Here is a 17,852-nt window from a genome sequence, read left to right as displayed (position 1 = left end):
AATCCAGTAGATCTATAAATAAGTTATGTACATACTCGACCACATTATCAATCTCCCCGGCTTTCATAAATTACCGAGTTTCAGCACGCTTTTCTCTGAAATCAACACAGATATGGGTAATAGTGAAATCTGGTTTGTATTGGTATTGGCATGCTTAATGCTCACATTCCATGGCGTCGCTGTCTTAATGATTGCAGGAGCTTTTCACTGGATAGACCAAAAGCTAGAAAATAAGCGTGTCTACGGTGCCAATTTCTTGTCATATTTCATTGCCATTTTGTTAATTATTGCGAGTCATCTAGTTGAAATTGTCGCCTGGGCCTATATTTGCGTGGCATTACAAGTTTTCCCAACCAATCCCCAGACCTTTTATTTCGCCGGCGAAATGTATACAACGGTAGGATTTGGAACCTACACCTTGTCTGAGCAATGGAGAATCCTTCCAATCATCATTTCATTCTCTGGGATCTTTGCTGTCTCAATGTCGGGTGCGGCCTTGTATTCAATGATGGGCGCCTTGTTGAATAGAGGCAATCAAGATCCAAAATCAGGATCGGGATTCTAAAAAATTACCTAGTGCTCTGCCACTAATTAATCAGTTTTGATTTATCAATTGGTGCTTTTTGCTTAAAAACAAGCTCTAAAACGCGTCCATTGGCCTCCAGAGAACGCATTCTGCCCGGGAGCCAATCCAGATCCCTCGCTAGCCAAATATCAACCTGACGCTTGTATGGATCGTTTTCACGTTGCATGAGTGCGTAACGGCGATTCACTGATTTGCCCAAACTGGGTATATCTTCAGATTCGACCTCGCCATAACTTTTAAACTGCCACATTTCTAGCGTGTTGTAGTCAACAACAGGTAGAGCACGAATGGTCCCAGCATCATCAATTTTGTCGCTGCCGTTTAAAAGGGAGGCAAATTGAAACATGAGGCTAAAGCGATCTTGGGTTCCAGGAAGTAAATCCGGAGTGAACTCAGGCTTTTCTGAGAAGTACATCTTCCCTGCTCCATTCTGATCACGATCAAAGCGAGAATATCGAGGCGGTTTTGTGCCGCGCTGCGTCCAATAGATGGATGGAGCTATTCCATAAGCATCGACAGTGCCGCGAGATTCAAAAACAAAAGGGCCAACAACCGCATAAGGAATATTGATGTAGAGGCGGTAATTATTACCCTCCGTAATCCAGTCTAACTGTGCAGTTTGGTATAGCTGCCCATCGACATAAGCATCAAAATAATAGGTTCCTGAATCGGGAAGGCTAAATGCCTGTCCGGATTGATTGCCTGTGGCACCCTGACCTTTACCTTCTAAAGGATCGGCAGACACAGCATTGGCTTGCTTGGGTGAAGATTTTTTCTTTGGCGTGCTTGCCATCTGAATTTTTTTTGGGGGCTCTACGCGAAGATCTGTTTTGATAATCAGATCTTCAGATATTGGCGGAGCACTTCCGAGTGAAATAAATGGAAGGCCAAAAAATAAAATTAGATGCCCAAAGACCGAAACAAAAATTGCAGCAAGCAGAATCCATAATGATTTTCTGCGTACGGATTGCAATAAATTGCCGAATGAATCAGTCAAGACATTAATGCTCGATAAATTGGATCACTGCTGGCAGATGAGTGGCGTAGTCAGCAATTCCATGATCACTTCCTTCAAGAATAAGCTGTTTTGCACCTGGGTAAAAAGCAGCCATTTCTTTCCAATCGAGAAGTTCGTCACCTTTTGCAGCAATTAAGAAATAACGCTCTGGATTGGTAATTTTTTCGATCTGTAATGCGCGTAATTCATCGATGTACTCCGCCTTGAAATCAAATGGCTCCTCACTATCGTAAGAAGTCATCATGCCAACATGAGGTTCCAATTCTCTAGCTGCATACACAGCGGGATTAAGCGCAATGCCTTTGCACTGATATTTCTCGGCAAGGTAGTTTGTATAGAAGCCACCCAATGAAGATCCGATAATAACTATGCGATCCACTTTAGATTGGTCGATATGTTTAACCACCATATCGATACTTTCCTTTGGAGATGCTAACAATTGTGGGCAATACCATTCATAAACATGTGCGGCAGATGAAAGCGACCTCACCGCCTCACCAGTCATTACTGCCTTAGTTGAATTTGGTGATGAACGAAAGCCATGAAGATAAACAAGTAAGGTTGTTTTCATGATCGTGACTTAAGCTTTTTGACCAATTTCAAAGTTGGCCATCTTTTCAAGAGCCTTAACCATCGCCGAATGGTCCCAAGCTTTCCCACCATAGGCGGTGCATGAATTTAATAATTCCTGTGCATTTGCAGTGTTTGGTAAAGATACACCTAATGCTTTGGCACTACTTAGTGCAAGGTTCAAATCTTTTTGATGAAGTTCAATCCTAAAGCCGGGATCAAATGTACGCTTGATCATTCTCTCGCCGTGAACTTCTAATATTTTAGAGCTAGCAAAACCACCCATCAAAGCCTCACGAACTTTTGCAGGATCTGCGCCAGCCTTAGAGGCAAATAACAAGGCCTCAGCAACAGCTTCAATATTTAAGGCCACAATAATTTGATTGGCAACTTTTGTGATTTGACCTGCACCATTTTCTCCAACCAAGGTAATGTTCTTGCCCATCAATTCAAATACTGGCTTGACCTTTGAAAAGCATGCTGCACTGCCGCCGACCATAATAGTCAGCGTCGCACCTTTGGCGCCCAGCTGACCGCCAGAAACAGGTGCATCCAGATACTCGCAGCCAAGGGTGTTAATCTTTTGAGCAAACTCCTTTGTAGAGATTGGTGAGATCGAGCTCATATCTACAACAATCTTTCCCTTACTCAATCCAGAAGCAATACCGTTTTCTCCAAATAAAACTTTTTCGACATCCGGAGTATCTGGCACCATTGTGATGATGATGTCTGCCTTGCTGGCCACCTCGGCAGGAGTAGAGCAAGTAATCGCAGAGCTATTAGCCAATTCTTCCGGAATCTTGCTACGTGTATTGATGAATACTTCATGGCCTGCGGCAACTAAGTGACCTGCCATAGGGGCACCCATAATTCCAAGACCAACAAAACCTAGCTTTAATTTACTCATGATTGAATCCTTTTTTATTCTTGTTCGTATTGGCCCATCCACCCAAGACCAACTTCAGTGGTTTTGAGGGGTTTATATTCGCAGCCGATGTAGCCACTGTATCCAAGGCGATCCAGCAAATCAAAAAGGTATTCGTAATTAATTTCACCGGTACCTGGCTCATTGCGGCCCGGGTTATCGGCTATCTGAATATGTGCTATTCGGCTGAAATACTTTTGAATGGTGTTGGCTAGCTCACCCTCCATGCGTTGTGCATGGTAGATGTCGTATTGCAAGAAAGCATTATCAGCTCCCACTGCATCCAAGATTGCTATGCCCTGCTCCGTCTTGGAAAGATAAAAACCTGGTATATCAAATGTGTTGATTGGCTCAATCAGCAACTTTAACCCGACCTTCTTGAGTTCGCCTGCTGCATATTGAAGATTGGACACAAAAGTGTCGTGCAGTAATTTTGGATCAACCCCTGAAGGGACCTTGCCAGCAAGGCAATTTAATTGAGGAGCCCCAAGAGCGGTAGCGTACTCAATGGCCTTACCGACCCCAGAGCGAAACTCCGCCACCCTATCCGGCAGACAGGCAATCCCTCGCTCTCCTGCATTCCAATCGCCGGCTGGGAGATTGTGAAGTGATAACTTTAGGGCATTATTTTCTAGGGCGGACTTAATCGCATGAACATCAAACTCATAGGGGAAGAGAAATTCAACGGCTTTGAACCCGCCAGTTTTGGCAAGTGCAAAACGCTCTAAGAATGGCACTTCATTAAAAAGCATCGTAAGGTTGGCGGCAAAACGGGGCATCTCATTCCTTTTAATTTAGGAGCTGCAAAAGGATTGATGTTATCAAAGAAGCCCATAAATTTCCTTAAGGCCTGGAAGATGGTGTTTTAGGTTAAATTCGGCATAAAAATACGCTAATATCACAATAGAAGCACTTAATATTAAGGAAAATTATGAAAATTAAATTCGCACCAATTACCCTTGTAGCCGCAGCCCTACTTTCAGGCCCAGCACTTGTCATGGCTCAAACACCAACAGCCGCTAATGCAGTGGTAGTTGATGCTGCCGTTACTGACAATATTTTTCAGCTTTATGAAGGTACTGTTACTAAAATTGATAAGAAAACACGTACGATTTTCTTTAAAAACAATGAAGGTGAGTCTAAATTTGTTGCGGGTCCTGAGATCAAAAATTTTGACCAAATCAAAAAAGGCGATCGCCTCAGTGTGACGTATGAATTGGCTGTTGCAATCGAATTGATTAAGACTAAGAGTGATGGTATTCGCAGCAAAGTAGAAACTTCATCTGAAGTGGCTTCAAAGCCAGGAGAAAAGCCAACTCGTACCATTACAAACACGACAACCATTATTGCTGACATTGTTGCGGTTGATCGCCCTAAGAAGCTTGTTTCAGTTAAGGGGCCTAGCGGCAAAGTTACCGTAGTTACAGTAAAGAATCCACAACTGTTAGCCGATGTGAATGTGGGTGAGCAAGTAAAGGTAATTTACTTTGATGCAATGGCCGCTTCAATTACAACGCCTAAAAAGAAGTAAGTAGCTAAGTAATACGCTGTAAATGCAAGGATCTCATTTGAATATTCGCATCCTTTGGATCCTTGCAGTTGTAACCCTATTATCAGCTTGTGCCAACACTACAAAACCTGGTGCCGTTGGCGTAAGTCGCTCCCAGTTCATGATGGCCTCTTCCGAAGAGGTGAATCGTATTTCTGCAGCAAGCTATAACGAGCAGAATCAAAAAGCAAAAGAAAAAAATATATTGGTCACATCAGGGCCCACTTACGATCGCCTGAAGTTTATTGCGAACAGACTGATCCTCCAGACCGAGGCCTTTCGTGATGACACTAAACAGTGGGATTGGCATCTGACTCTGATAGACGCCCCCGTGCTGAATGCAACCTGCGCACCTGGAGGAAAGATTACTTTCTACACTGGAATTGTTGAGCAACTCAATCTCAATGATGATGAGATTGCAGCGATTATGGGTCATGAAATCGCCCATGCATTAAGAGAGCATGGCAGAGAGCGAGTTTCTCAAGCGGTAGCCCAAAACATATTGGTCAATATCGCTTCGGCATTAGCTGGCCCCTATGGGTCTGCAGTAAGTGCAGCTAATCAGGTGGCCCACTATGCAATTGTCTTGCCCAACTCCAGGGAGAATGAGTCCGAGGCGGATGCTATTGGATTAGAGCTTGCTGCAAGGGCCGGCTATAACCCTATGGGTGCAATTAGCGTTTGGCAAAAGATGGTGAAGGCAACTCAAGATAAAGGGCCTCCAGAATTCTTATCCACTCACCCTTCTGGTGAAACTCGTATTGAGCAATTAACTGCTCTCATGCCTGCAGTGGAGCCCCTTTACAAGGCGGCGCCCAAGCCCACAGCGACAAGAAAAAAGATTTGAGTCGAATAGACTTAAATCTCTTTAGTTTTGCTAGATTTCCAAAATACGATAGCCATCACCACAATCAGCACAATACTCATTCCGAGCGGAAACCATCCGCCATCCATAAATTTTAGGGAGTTGGAGCTGAAAAAAGCTAAGTCCATCAAAATAAAGAAGAGCCCACCAGCCATCGCTGCAATTGGGTGCCAACGCCAAACGACAATTGCTACAGAAATGCCAAGAAAATCCGTTAAAAGCATCGTGCCAGTTACGGCAATCCCATAAGCACCTGCTAGTGCAGTTGATGATTTGAATAGTAGGACGGCTACTACAACCATCACGAGCAACATCAGATTGATAGCTGGAACGTAAATCTGCCCGGCATCATGCTGAGAAGTTTGAATAATGCGCATCTTGGGAAGAAATCCTAGCTCTACGGCCTGCTTAGTGATTGAGAAAGCGCCAGATATAACAGCCTGGGAGGCGATGACAGTAGCAAAAGTAGCAAAAACTACAAAGGCAACATGAAATGATGCTGGAGCCATCAGGTAGAAAAGGTTATTCAGCGACTCCGGCGACTTTAATAGCAATGCGCCTTGACCAAAATAATTAAGTAACAAGGCGGGCAGCACAAACCCAATCCATGCAAGCTTAATTGGCCTAGGCCCAAAGTGCCCCATATCCGCATATAAAGCCTCTGCCCCAGTGACGCAGAGAACAACCGCACCAAGAGCAAAAAACGGAAGGAGTCCATTATTGGAAATAAATTCTTGCGCATAGATTGGCCTCATGGCGAGCAAGACATGTGGGTTTTCTGCAATGTTTAACAAACCAAGTAACGCCAATACGGCAAACCAAATCACCATTGCAGGTCCAAATAAAATGCCAATTTTTCCGGTGCCAAATCGTTGACCCCAAAATAATCCAACCAGAATAGTCAATGCGACTGGTATGACGTATGGCTGCAATGCAGGAGAAACTACTTCCATGCCTTCGACGGCAGAAAGGACTGAGATTGCTGGGGTAATCACACCGTCTCCGTAAAAGAAAGCCGCCCCAACCAAGCCAGAAAATATCAATAGGCCTCTAATAAATGGCTTGCCTTGTGATCTCTCAAGCAGTATCCGCATTAAAGCAATGATCCCACCCTCACCCGCATGATTTGCCCGCATCACAATAGCCACATACTTCACAGTAACCACCATTACAAGGCACCAAAAGAAGAGCGACAAGACCCCAAGAATGTTGGCTTCAGATGTTGGAACTGAATGAAAGCCGTTGTTGAATACTTGCTCAAATGCATAAAGAGGGCTTGTCCCTATGTCACCATAAACAATGCCTAATGCAGCTAACGCTAAGGAATAGATTTTTTGATTAGATAGTTGAGCATGCATATAAGGATTGATCTCGATATTGATCGATCTGGCTAGAGAACTTAAATATTAACGAAACTGAGGACTGCAAAAAAAAAGGGCCAAAGGCCCTTAATTAATGTAATTGGCGGAGCGGACGGGACTCGAACCCGCGACCCTCGGCGTGACAGGCCGATATTCTAACCAACTGAACTACCGCTCCAATACAGCGATTGCTACTTGTGTCACTTCTTACTACCCACAACTAGCCAAAAATTTGGCGTCCCCAGGGGGATTCGAACCCCCGTACTCACCGTGAAAGGGTGATGTCCTAGGCCTCTAGACGATGGGGACCTGGACTACTACTAAAAACCGGTATTGCTATTCTAAATGCTTGGTGGAGATAAGCGGGATCGAACCGCTGACCTCTTGCATGCCATGCAAGCGCTCTCCCAGCTGAGCTATACCCCCGTAATCTCGCTAAAAATCTACAAGACACTCAAAACAATCCAAGATTTTATCCTATTTTTGTAGGAGGACGCAAATTCTGCTCTAGACGACCTTGGAGAGCCTTTCTACAGCTTCATCCTTACCCAAAACAACCAAGACAGAATCAATGGCTGGAGTCTGTGTTGTGGCAAATAAGGCGTAACGGACAGGCATTGCTAATGCTGGCATTTTGATTTGATGCTTAGCCAAAACTTCTTTAAAAACTGCCCCATAGGCCGCTTTAGTATGCTCTGCAGACTTAACTGCCTCAATCAAATCCTTCAATGCTGGAATGATTTCAGCTGGGATATTGGCGGTAATTTGCTCGGCAGTATGAGATGGTGCCGGTAGGTAAAACAACTTGGCACCCTCTGCTATTTCAATCAGCGTATTTGCACGATCTTTTAGAAGCGCAACTACTTGCACAAAATCTGGGCCCTTTTCTGTATCAATACCCAACTCATGAGCAAATGGTTTGCTTGCTTCTGCTAAGACCGCCGGATCAGCATTCTGAATATATTGATGGTTTAACCATAGCAATTTTTCAGGGTTATGCTGCGCTGGCGATCTACCAAGGCTATCTAAGTCAAACCAGTTAACAAATTGCTCTTTAGTAAAAATCTCTGCGTCACCATGTGACCATCCCAGTCTTGCTAGGTAATTCAGAATGGCTTCAGGCAAGTACCCTGCTTTTTGATAATCACGCACACTCATAGCGCCATTACGCTTACTCATCTTTTCACCAGAGTCATTTAAGACCGTTGGTAAATGGGCATATACCGGCGGTGTACCTCCGAGCGCCTTCATGATATTGATTTGGCGAGGCGTGTTATTCACATGATCATCACCACGAATGACGTGGGTAATATTCATATCAAGGTCGTCCACCACAACACAAAAGTTATAGGTTGGAGTACCGTCAGGACGAGCAATCACTAAATCATCTAACTCATCATTGCTAATTTCAATCTTGCCTTTAACGGCATCGTCCCAAACGACAGATCCGCCAATAGGATTCTTAAAGCGAATCACAGGCAGAACACCTTCTGGAATTTCTGGCAGAGTTTTGCCAGCTTCAGGGCGCCATTGGCCGTTATAGCGCGGTTTCTCTTTGTTGGCCATCTGTTGATCACGCAGCTTGTTCAGCTCTTCCTCGCTCATATAGCACGGGTAAGCAAGCCCAGCATCCAACATCTGCTTAACGACTTCACGATAACGATCGATCCGCTGCATTTGGTAAATTGGACCTTCATCCAAATCCAGGCCTAACCAAGCCATGCCTTCAATGATGACGTCAACAGCCTCCTGGGTAGAGCGCTCTACATCGGTATCCTCGATGCGCAAAATAAAATCACCTTTGTTATGACGGGCAAAGGCCCATGGATACAAAGCGCTGCGAAGGTTGCCCAAGTGAATAAAGCCCGTTGGACTAGGGGCGAATCGTGTACGTATATGCATAAGTAACATTATCTCAGGTTGGCCTTGAATTTCACTATTTAGTACCCCCACCCACAAAAAAGTGGATACTTTCACCTATGAACGAATTACTTGTATTTATGTGCGATGGCGCCCCGGTCCGCGGGGAAATTGTTTCCATTAGCAGCGCTTGGCAGGCTGTTTTAGAGCGACGTAACGATCCTCCGGTAGTACGCCGCATACTCGGTGATTTTGTGGGTGCTGCAACCCTCTTGAGCGCTAGCCTCAAATTTGATGGAACTTTGATTATTCAAGCCCAAAGTAAAGGTCCTATCCAGCTTCTGGTGGTCGAGTGCAAATCTGACCTGACGATGAGGGCAACAGTAAAACTGTCTGTAAATGCTGACAGCATAGATCCCAATGCCACTTTAGGAGAATTGCTGGATGCGGACAATACTGGTCGCCTTGTAATCACTTTAGACCCATCCGACCGCCAGCCTGGCCAACCTCCTTATCAAGGTATTGTTGCTCTCCAAGAACACCGCGGTACTGTGATTAAACCTGTTACCAGCGCCGCTGAGGCTATTGCACTGTATATGCAAAATTCGGAGCAATTAGATACCCGCATTTGGCTGACATCTAACGATACTCATGTAGGTGGATTGCTTTTGCAACGCTTACCTGATTCAGGCGGACACGCCCATCTAGATCCACAACTAGCCGCTGAAGGCTGGACGAGAATTCAGACTCTTGGTGAAACGATTACCAATGAAGAGTTGCTAACCCTTCCACCAGAAACTATTCTGCGACGCCTCTTTTTGGAGGAGTCGACGGAGAGTGGTGTACGTAGCTTTCCGCCCCGCCCCGTTCGGTTCGGATGTCGCTGCTCCCGAGCTAAGGTAGCCGATGTCCTTAGAATGCTCGGCGAAGAAGAAGTAGAAAGCATTCTTGCCGAACAAGGCGCTGTAGAAACTGAGTGTGATTTCTGTGCGAAAGCTTATCGCTTTGATGCAGTTGATTGCAGACAGGTGTTTAAAACCGATTTATTGGCAGATGCTACGAGACCGCCTTCTAGCGGACATTAAACGACGGCTATTGTTTGGTAGTTGTTTGCTTTACGCCATCTGCAGCATTAGCGGCAGATTTTTCAGTTGGCAGAATTTGAATAAAGAACTCGCCTTCTTTAATCATGCCATGCTCAACGCGAGCTCTCTCTTCAATCGCTCGGGTGCCATCTTTTAAATCCTTAACATCACCGGTGAGTTTGGCATTACGCAAGCTGAGCAGGCTATTCTTAGCCTGCTGCAACTCGAGCTGCCTCTCCATTTCATAAACCTTTAGCCATCCACCCTTACCCAACCAAAGCGGGAACTGTATTGCAATCAGCAATAGCAGCATAGAGTAGATGACAATACGCATAAGTTAGAAACTAATGGCTTATCGTTTGAGGTTATAGAAAACGGATTTGCCTGGGTAGGTAGCTACATCGCCCAAGTCTTCCTCAATACGCAATAACTGGTTGTACTTAGCAATGCGATCAGAGCGCGACAAAGAACCAGTCTTAATCTGGCCAGCATTTGTGCCAACAGCAATATCCGCAATAGTACTGTCTTCCGTTTCACCAGAGCGGTGAGAAATCACTGCAGTGTAATTGGCACGCTTAGCCATTTCAATTGCAGCAAAGGTCTCCGTCAATGTGCCAATTTGGTTAATCTTGATCAGAATAGAGTTGGCGATACCCTTCTCGATACCTTCTTTAAGAATGCGCGTGTTGGTAACAAAGAGGTCATCCCCAACTAATTGGATTTTTTTACCTAATTTTTGAGTAATGTCAGCCCACCCATCCCAGTCGCTCTCATGCATACCATCCTCAATCGATACGATCGGGAATTGATCGGCTAAGTTGCCAAGGTAATCTGAGAATTCGCTAGAAGTCAGTTGCAAGCCTTCGCCTGATAAGTGGTACTTGCCATCTTTATAGAACTCACTAGCAGCACAGTCCAAGGCCAATAAGACGTCTTCACCAGCTTGGTATCCAGCACCTTCAATTGCCTTCATGATGGTCTGCAAGCACTCTTGATTACTCTTGAAGTTCGGGGCAAAGCCACCCTCATCCCCAACAGTAGTTGGCATACCTTGCGCACCTAAAATTTTCTTCAATTCGTGGAAGATTTCCGCGCCACATCGCAAGGCTTCACGGAAGCTTTGAGCGCCGACCGGCATCACCATAAATTCTTGAATATCCAAGCTGTTATTGGCGTGCGCGCCACCATTAACGATGTTCATCATTGGCACTGGCAATTGCATGCCGCCAGATCCGCCAAAATAGCGATACAAAGGCAAGCCAGCCTCTTCTGCAGCAGCACGCGCCACAGCCATAGAGACAGCTAAAGTAGCGTTAGCACCTAAGCGAGCTTTGTTATGAGTTCCATCTAATTCGATCAGAGTGTGATCAAGAAAAGCTTGCTCGCTAGCATCAAGACCCAAGATCGATTCAGCAATCTCGATATTGATATTTTGAACCGCCTTTAGAACGCCTTTACCTAGGTAACGCGATTTATCTCCATCACGGAGCTCAATAGCTTCGCGCGAACCAGTTGAAGCGCCTGATGGCACTGCAGCACGTCCCATAACGCCAGACTCAAGCAATACATCGCACTCAACCGTTGGGTTGCCGCGTGAATCTAAAACTTCTCTACCGATGATGTCAACAATGGCGCTCATGCACCTTCTCCTAAGTAAAAATGAATTTGGGTATTACTTAAAACTATCTTCTAAAAATGAACCGGGCTTCTTAACAACGGAATCAATCGCTACCAAAGACTCGAGCAGCTCCTTTATGCGGTTTAATGGCACTGCATTAGGACCATCAGAAAGTGCTTTAGCAGGGTCTGGATGCGTCTCCATAAATAAGCCACTAATACCTACTGCAACTGCAGCACGAGCCAATACAGGAACAAATTCTCGTTGCCCGCCACTCGCATTACCTTGACCGCCAGGAAGCTGAACTGAATGGGTCGCATCAAAAACAACAGGCGCTTTTGCTTCACGCAAAATTGCCAAGCTGCGCATATCTGAAACCAAATTGTTATAACCAAATGAGGCGCCACGCTCGCAAACCATAAATTGATCTGGAAGATTTGCTTCAGCGGCGGCTGCACGCGCTTTATCAATCACGTTTAACATTTCATGAGGGGATAAAAACTGCCCCTTCTTGAAGTTAACCGGCTTCCCACTTTGAGCACAAGCGCGAATGAAATCAGTCTGCCTGCACAAGAAGGCTGGAGTCTGAAGAACATCGACTACTTTTGATACTGGAGCAATTTCGCTGATGTCATGGATATCAGTCAAAACTGGTACGCCAATTTCACGCTTTACACGCGCTAAGATCTCGAGACCCTTCTCCATACCTAAACCACGGAAGGAGGTGCCGGATGAGCGATTGGCTTTATCAAAAGAAGACTTATAGATAAATGGAATGCCCAGCGAAGAAGTAATTTCCTTGAGCTCACCAGCGATATCTAAAGCAGATTGTTCGGACTCAATAACGCAAGGACCTGCAATGAGAAAAAAGCGATGATCCAAGCCTACATCGAAACCACATAACTTAAATGCACTCATGGTGATCTCCTAGGCTGCTTGCTTTTGGGAAGCGGCTTGATGAATCAATGACGCCTTAATAAAAGCAGAGAACAATGGATGGCCATCACGTGGAGTTGATGTGAACTCCGGGTGGAACTGCACACCAAAGAACCATGGGTGCATTCCGCTAGGCAATTCCATCATCTCAGGCAAGGACTCATTTGGAGTTCTGGCAGAAATAATCAAGCCAGACTTCTCAAGGCGGGGAACATAAACATTATTGACCTCATAGCGATGGCGGTGACGCTCATTCACTTCAGGGCCATAGATTTCATGGGCCAAAGTACCTGCTTTTACTGGGCAACGCTGTGAACCTAATCGCATGGTTCCACCAAGATCTGAATCGTTGGTGCGCTTCTCAACACGACCTTCACGATCGACCCACTCAGTAATCAAAGCAACCACTGGACTCTCTGTTTCAGGATCAAACTCAGTACTGTTTGCCTGAGCAATATTGGCAACATGACGCGCAAACTCAATCACGGCTAACTGCATACCTAAACAAATACCTAGGTAAGGAACATTGTTTTCACGGGCATAACGAATGGCGGCAATCTTACCTTCGGTGCCACGCTTACCAAAGCCACCGGGAACTAAGATCGCATCTAGATTCTGAAGACAGTCAACACCGTCTTTTTCAATCACTTCAGAATCAATGTAATTGATATTGACGCGAGTGTGATTATGAATACCTGCATGACGCAAAGCTTCGATCAATGACTTGTAGGATTCGGTTAACTCAACATACTTACCCACCATACCGATGGTGACTTCATGCTGCGGATTAGCCAATTCATAAACCAAGTTTGCCCAAACAGATAAATCTGCAGGCTTAGCCTCGATATCTAATTCACGACAAATCAAATCATCCATACCCTGAGCTTGAAGCATCTCAGGAATCTTGTAGATGGTGTCAACATCCCAAACTGAAATCACAGCCTCTTCACGTACGTTAGAGAACAGGGAAATCTTCGAGCGCTCATCTTCTGGAATTGGGCGATCTGCACGACACAAGAGTACGGTTGGCATGATGCCGATTTCGCGTAACTTTTGTACTGAGTGTTGAGTAGGCTTGGTTTTTAACTCGCCTGCACTTGCAATGTAAGGGACCAAAGTCAGATGCACAAAGGCACAGCTGTGTTTTGGTAGGCGAATACTCATTTGGCGAGCCGCCTCAAGGAATGGCAGGGATTCAATATCACCCACTGTTCCACCGATTTCACAAATAGCAATATCAGCCTTGCCGTCGTGACTTGCTTTCGCACCACGCTCTACAAATGCTTGAATCTCATTCGTAATATGGGGAATAACTTGAACTGTCTTACCCAGATATTCACCGCGTCGCTCTTTGCTGATGACGGATTCATAAATCTGACCAGTTGTGAAGTTATTGCTCTTACGCATTTTTGCAGAGACAAAGCGTTCATAGTGACCAAGATCAAGGTCAGTTTCTGCGCCGTCTTCAGTAACAAAGACTTCGCCATGTTGAAGCGGGCTCATTGTCCCAGGGTCAACGTTGATATAAGGGTCTAATTTTAGGAGGGTGACTTTCAGGCCGCGGGATTCAAGAATCGCGGCAAGCGAGGCAGCTGCGATTCCTTTCCCTAAAGAAGAAACCACACCACCAGTGACAAAAACGTATTTGGTCATCGCTTAAGCTCTGTTGGAAAAAGTAATTATAACGATAGCGAATCTGTAGGGATAAATTCTTAGGCCATCCAATAACTCTCGGCCTACCAGAGAGCTCAACATAAAAATTGCCTGTTTTATAGGCAATTTTTACAGCCTAGGATTCTTTCGCCAACTCCATATTCACCATCACCCTAGTTCTAATACCCCTTCTGCAATAGTGTTGAATTACTGAGAGATATTGATTTATCCCAATTAACCCCTATTTGACCCTTAATTGAGGCATTTTTTGAGAACTTTTAACAATTAAGTCTTATATAAGACATGAATTAGCAATTACAATAGACTAGATAGGGAATAAAGCCCTGCTGAGCCTTAAGTTGATAACTCTTACCCGATAGGAAATACGATGCTAGAAGCCTACAACGCCCAAGTTGCCGAACGCGCAGCCCTTGGAATTCCAGCCCTCCCCCTGACTAAAGATCAAACTGCCGAACTGGTTAGTTTGCTCAAAAATCCTCCAAAGGGTAAAGAAGCAGAGTTACTTGAACTCATCACAAACCGCGTACCCGCTGGTGTTGATGAAGCAGCTAAAGTTAAAGCGGAATTTTTGGATGCCGTTGCCAAAGGAGCTGAGAAGTCCCCTTTGATTTCACGCATTAAAGCTACTGAGCTTTTGGGCACTATGCTCGGGGGCTACAACATTAAGCCTTTGGTTGAATTACTCTCTGATTCAGAGTGCGCAGCTACTGCTGCTGCCGCTTTGAAAAAGACCTTGTTGATGTTTGACTATTTCCATGATGTACAAGAATTAGCTGAAAAAGGGAATGCAGAGGCCAAGGGTGTTCTGCAAAGCTGGGCTGATGCCGAGTGGTTTACAAGCCGCGCCGCTGTTCCAGAAAGCATGAAGCTCACAGTATTTAAAGTCACCGGTGAAACTAATACCGACGACCTGTCACCTGCTCCTGACGCATGGAGTCGCCCAGATATTCCATTGCACGCAACGATCATGCTGAAGAATCCACGTCCAGGCATTGAGCCAGATGAGGCTGGTGTTCGTGGCCCAATGAAGCAAATTGAAGCCCTCCAAAAGAAAGGCAATCAAATTGCCTACGTTGGTGACGTTGTTGGAACAGGATCTTCACGTAAATCTGCAACTAACTCTGTGTTGTGGTGGACTGGTCAAGATATTCCATTTGTTCCGAACAAGCGCTTTGGTGGTGTTTGCTTGGGCACAAAGATTGCCCCAATCTTCTTTAACACGATGGAAGATGCTGGCGCATTACCAATCGAGTTAGACGTTTCTGATATGAATATGGGCGACGAAATTGAACTGCGTCCATACGAAGGTAAGGCATTTAAGAACGGTAAAGAAATTGCCGCTTTCTCACTCAAGTCACCAGTAATTTTGGATGAAGTTCGTGCGGGCGGTCGTATTCCTTTGATCGTCGGTCGTGGCCTCACAGCTAAAGCACGTGCTGCACTTGGCTTGCCAGCTTCTACAGAATTCCGCATCCCTGTTAGCCCACCTGATAACAAAAAAGGTTTCAGCTTGGCGCAAAAGATGGTTGGCCGCGCTTGTGGATTGCCAGAAGGTCAAGGCGTACGCCCAGACACTTATTGCGAGCCACACATGACTACAGTCGGATCACAAGACACCACTGGTCCAATGACCCGTGATGAATTGAAAGACTTGGCTTGCTTAGGCTTCTCTGCAGATTTGGTAATGCAATCTTTCTGCCATACATCCGCATATCCAAAGCCAGTAGATATTCGTACTCACCATGAATTACCAGCGTTTATGACTAACCGTGGCGGCGTTGCATTGCGTCCAGGTGATGGTGTGATCCATAGCTGGTTGAACCGTTTGCTCTTGCCAGATACCTGCGGTACTGGTGGCGATAGTCATACCCGTTTCCCAATCGGCATCTCCTTCCCTGCGGGCTCTGGCTTAGTTGCCTTTGCTGCTGCCACTGGTGTAATGCCTTTGGATATGCCCGAGTCCGTATTAGTTCGCTTCAAAGGAAAAATGCAGCCTGGCATCACTTTGCGTGACTTGGTGAATGCAATTCCTTTGTACGCCATCAAGAAAGGCTTGTTGACTGTAGAAAAACAAAACAAGAAGAACGTATTCTCTGGTCGCATCTTAGAAATCGAAGGTTTGCCTGATCTCAAAGTTGAACAAGCATTTGAGTTGTCCGATGCTTCAGCAGAACGTTCAGCTGCAGGCTGTGCAATTGCCCTCAGCAAAGAGCCGATCATTGAATACATGCGCTCTAACATCACTTTGATGAAGTGGATGATTGCAAATGGCTATGAAGATAAGCGCACTTTAGGTCGTCGCATCAAAGCAATGGAAGCGTGGATTGCGAAACCTGATTTGCTCAAGGCTGATGCAAACGCAGACTACGCTGAAGTAATCGAAATCGATATGAGCGAGATTAAAGAACCAATCTTGGCTTGCCCTAATGATCCAGACGATGTGAAGTTCTTGTCTGAAGTTTCTGGCGAGAAAATCGATGAAGTATTTATCGGCTCTTGCATGACGAACATCGGACACTTCCGCGCAGCAGGTCAAGTTCTTCAGGGCAAGAAGGATATGCCAACTCGCTTATGGGTAGCCCCTCCAACCAAGATGGATCAGATGATTTTGACCGAAGAAGGCTATTACGGCATTCTGGGTGCTACAGGTGCCCGTATGGAAACTCCAGGTTGCTCACTCTGCATGGGTAACCAGGCTCAGATCCGTAAAGGCTCTACAGCAGTCTCCACATCAACACGTAACTTCCCAAATCGTTTAGGTATTGATACTCGTGTGTACCTCGCTTCTGCTGAGCTTTCAGCGGTTGCAGCTCTCTTAGGTCGCCTACCAACGCCGCAGGAATATTTCGAGCAAGTTGAGTCCTTGAATGCCAAATCTGGTGAAGTTTATAAGTACATGAACTTTGACAAGATTAAGTCATTCAGCGATGTTGCTGACACAGTAACAATTTAAGCATTAATAGCCCTGAATTTTGGGGCAACAAAAAAGGCGATCAGTTGATCGCCTTTTTTGTTATCTAAATTTGACTAGATGCTGAGTTTATTTTCTTGACGGGCATTTTCACGGTTTAAGCCTGATGCCCATGTATTTGTAGGTAAACCAGTTTTTTCCATGATCAATTTAGCGCGCTTCGATACTTCTTTCCACTCCACTTCCAACTGAGGGCCTTTGAACGCAATTGCTACCACGTTGCAGTCATGCGACTCCGGAAATAGTAGAACCCGGTTATCAAATGCTTCACAGATATTGTTTAAATTGATATCAAAGCTCTTATGGCGAGAAAACAAATTCACCGTTAGTACACCAGGTGACTTGAGAATATCGTAGCAACCTTTGTAGAACTCTAAAGAGCTCGCAGCTGGACCATCACAAATTGCGTCATACAAGTCAACTTGAACTGCATCGAAGTGATCACGATACTTTGCGGCCCCAACAAAAGCCTTGGCATCGGTTTGTAAGGTTTCTAGGCGACGATCATCATCTGGCGTGAAGAACATACTGCGAGCAGAAACAATCACAGCAGGATTGAGCTCAACAACCGTCGTTTTTACAGCTGGGCAATAACGATGAGCAAACTTGGTCAGAGCGCCAGTTCCTAAGCCAAGTTGAGCAATACGCATGCCCGGCTTAGTCTCCAAAAACAATAGCCAAGCCATCATTTGCTGGTTGTATTCCAGATAAATCTCATCTGGATCTCGAATGCGCATTGCCCCCTGAATTAACTCGCTCCCAAAGTGCAAATAGCGCACTCCACCACTTTCAGAAAACGTAACCGGCTCCATCGCCATTGATGAATCTGGCATT

General features: G+C 45.4%; 16 protein-coding genes and 3 tRNA genes. 5 read left to right on the top strand and 14 right to left on the bottom strand.

The genetic code is table 11. From position 1 onward, the window contains the following. Nucleotides 1-25 precede the first annotated feature (25 nt). On the top strand, nucleotides 26-565 hold the full coding sequence (locus tag ICN16_RS01515; RefSeq protein ID WP_216133280.1) for an ion channel: 540 nt from the start codon (nucleotides 26-28) through the stop codon (nucleotides 563-565). 22 nt (nucleotides 566-587) lie between these two features. Here ICN16_RS01515 and ICN16_RS01510 read toward each other — a convergent pair whose 3' ends face one another. The 4 genes from ICN16_RS01510 to hyi are packed head-to-tail and all read right to left on the bottom strand — an operon-like array spanning nucleotide 588 to nucleotide 3,878. Continuing rightward, nucleotides 588-1,583 carry a DUF3108 domain-containing protein gene (locus ICN16_RS01510; protein WP_255533555.1) on the bottom strand — a complete coding sequence of 332 codons (996 nt, stop codon included), beginning with the start codon at nucleotides 1,581-1,583 and terminating at the stop codon, nucleotides 588-590. A gap of 4 nt (nucleotides 1,584-1,587) precedes the next feature. Then, nucleotides 1,588-2,175 carry a YqiA/YcfP family alpha/beta fold hydrolase gene (locus tag ICN16_RS01505; protein ID WP_216133279.1) on the bottom strand — a complete coding sequence of 196 codons (588 nt, stop codon included), beginning with the start codon at nucleotides 2,173-2,175 and terminating at the stop codon, nucleotides 1,588-1,590. A 9-nt stretch (nucleotides 2,176-2,184) separates the two neighbouring features. Then, on the bottom strand, nucleotides 2,185-3,081 hold the full coding sequence (locus tag ICN16_RS01500; protein ID WP_216133278.1) for a 2-hydroxy-3-oxopropionate reductase: 897 nt from the start codon (nucleotides 3,079-3,081) through the stop codon (nucleotides 2,185-2,187). 14 nt (nucleotides 3,082-3,095) lie between these two features. Continuing rightward, complete coding sequence (gene hyi, locus ICN16_RS01495) at nucleotides 3,096-3,878, bottom strand: hydroxypyruvate isomerase (RefSeq protein WP_216133277.1); 783 nt, start codon at nucleotides 3,876-3,878, stop codon at nucleotides 3,096-3,098. 152 nt (nucleotides 3,879-4,030) lie between these two features. Between hyi and ICN16_RS01490 the strand changes: the two genes are divergently transcribed. Together ICN16_RS01490 and ICN16_RS01485 are read left to right on the top strand one after the other, a co-directional pair. Then, a complete protein-coding gene (locus tag ICN16_RS01490) occupies nucleotides 4,031-4,630 on the top strand; it encodes a hypothetical protein (protein WP_216133276.1) in 600 nt (199 codons plus the stop codon). Nucleotides 4,631-4,667: 37 nt separating this feature from the next. Further along, complete coding sequence (locus tag ICN16_RS01485; RefSeq protein ID WP_255533554.1) at nucleotides 4,668-5,495, top strand: M48 family metallopeptidase; 828 nt, start codon at nucleotides 4,668-4,670, stop codon at nucleotides 5,493-5,495. 11 nt (nucleotides 5,496-5,506) lie between these two features. Here ICN16_RS01485 and ICN16_RS01480 read toward each other — a convergent pair whose 3' ends face one another. From ICN16_RS01480 to gltX, 5 genes are all read right to left on the bottom strand, one after another. Beyond that, the gene (locus ICN16_RS01480; RefSeq protein ID WP_216133274.1) at nucleotides 5,507-6,871 is read right to left on the bottom strand and encodes a KUP/HAK/KT family potassium transporter; all 1,365 of its coding nucleotides are present in this window, start codon (nucleotides 6,869-6,871) and stop codon (nucleotides 5,507-5,509) included. Between the two features lie 104 nt (nucleotides 6,872-6,975). After that, nucleotides 6,976-7,052: transfer RNA gene (locus tag ICN16_RS01475), tRNA-Asp, on the bottom strand. A 55-nt stretch (nucleotides 7,053-7,107) separates the two neighbouring features. Continuing rightward, nucleotides 7,108-7,183 (bottom strand) — tRNA-Glu (locus ICN16_RS01470). Between the two features lie 41 nt (nucleotides 7,184-7,224). Beyond that, nucleotides 7,225-7,300: transfer RNA gene (locus ICN16_RS01465), tRNA-Ala, on the bottom strand. Between the two features lie 81 nt (nucleotides 7,301-7,381). Beyond that, nucleotides 7,382-8,785 (bottom strand): glutamate--tRNA ligase, encoded by a 1,404-nt coding sequence (gene gltX / locus ICN16_RS01460; RefSeq protein ID WP_216133273.1) that lies wholly within the window; start codon nucleotides 8,783-8,785, stop codon nucleotides 7,382-7,384. A gap of 68 nt (nucleotides 8,786-8,853) precedes the next feature. Here gltX and ICN16_RS01455 point away from each other — a divergent pair, with 68 nt between their 5' ends. After that, nucleotides 8,854-9,819: an Hsp33 family molecular chaperone HslO gene (locus ICN16_RS01455; RefSeq protein WP_216133272.1), complete on the top strand. Its 966-nt coding sequence runs from the start codon at nucleotides 8,854-8,856 to the stop codon at nucleotides 9,817-9,819. A 7-nt stretch (nucleotides 9,820-9,826) separates the two neighbouring features. Here the strand turns inward: ICN16_RS01455 and ftsB are convergent, their stop codons facing one another. The 4 genes from ftsB to ICN16_RS01435 are packed head-to-tail and all read right to left on the bottom strand — an operon-like array spanning nucleotide 9,827 to nucleotide 14,026. After that, nucleotides 9,827-10,153, bottom strand: coding sequence for a cell division protein FtsB (ftsB, locus tag ICN16_RS01450; protein WP_216133271.1), 327 nt, complete (start codon nucleotides 10,151-10,153; stop codon nucleotides 9,827-9,829). An 18-nt stretch (nucleotides 10,154-10,171) separates the two neighbouring features. Beyond that, a complete protein-coding gene (gene eno / locus ICN16_RS01445) occupies nucleotides 10,172-11,458 on the bottom strand; it encodes a phosphopyruvate hydratase (protein ID WP_216133270.1) in 1,287 nt (428 codons plus the stop codon). Nucleotides 11,459-11,491: 33 nt separating this feature from the next. After that, entirely contained in the window at nucleotides 11,492-12,355 is an 864-nt protein-coding gene (gene kdsA, locus ICN16_RS01440) for a 3-deoxy-8-phosphooctulonate synthase (protein ID WP_216133269.1), read from the bottom strand. Between the two features lie 9 nt (nucleotides 12,356-12,364). Then, complete coding sequence (locus ICN16_RS01435; RefSeq protein ID WP_216133268.1) at nucleotides 12,365-14,026, bottom strand: CTP synthase; 1,662 nt, start codon at nucleotides 14,024-14,026, stop codon at nucleotides 12,365-12,367. Nucleotides 14,027-14,414: 388 nt separating this feature from the next. Between ICN16_RS01435 and ICN16_RS01430 the strand changes: the two genes are divergently transcribed. Beyond that, complete coding sequence (locus tag ICN16_RS01430; RefSeq protein ID WP_216133267.1) at nucleotides 14,415-17,000, top strand: bifunctional aconitate hydratase 2/2-methylisocitrate dehydratase; 2,586 nt, start codon at nucleotides 14,415-14,417, stop codon at nucleotides 16,998-17,000. A 74-nt stretch (nucleotides 17,001-17,074) separates the two neighbouring features. Here the strand turns inward: ICN16_RS01430 and ICN16_RS01425 are convergent, their stop codons facing one another. Then, complete coding sequence (locus tag ICN16_RS01425) at nucleotides 17,075-17,851, bottom strand: spermidine synthase (RefSeq protein ID WP_255533553.1); 777 nt, start codon at nucleotides 17,849-17,851, stop codon at nucleotides 17,075-17,077. Between the last annotated feature and the right edge of the window lies 1 nt (nucleotide 17,852).

This window comes from Polynucleobacter sp. es-MAR-4, assembly GCF_018882055.1.
Lineage (GTDB): Bacteria > Pseudomonadota > Gammaproteobacteria > Burkholderiales > Burkholderiaceae > Polynucleobacter.
The sequence above is the reverse complement of the archived record's forward strand: the minus strand, read 5'-3'. Positions and strand labels throughout refer to the sequence as shown.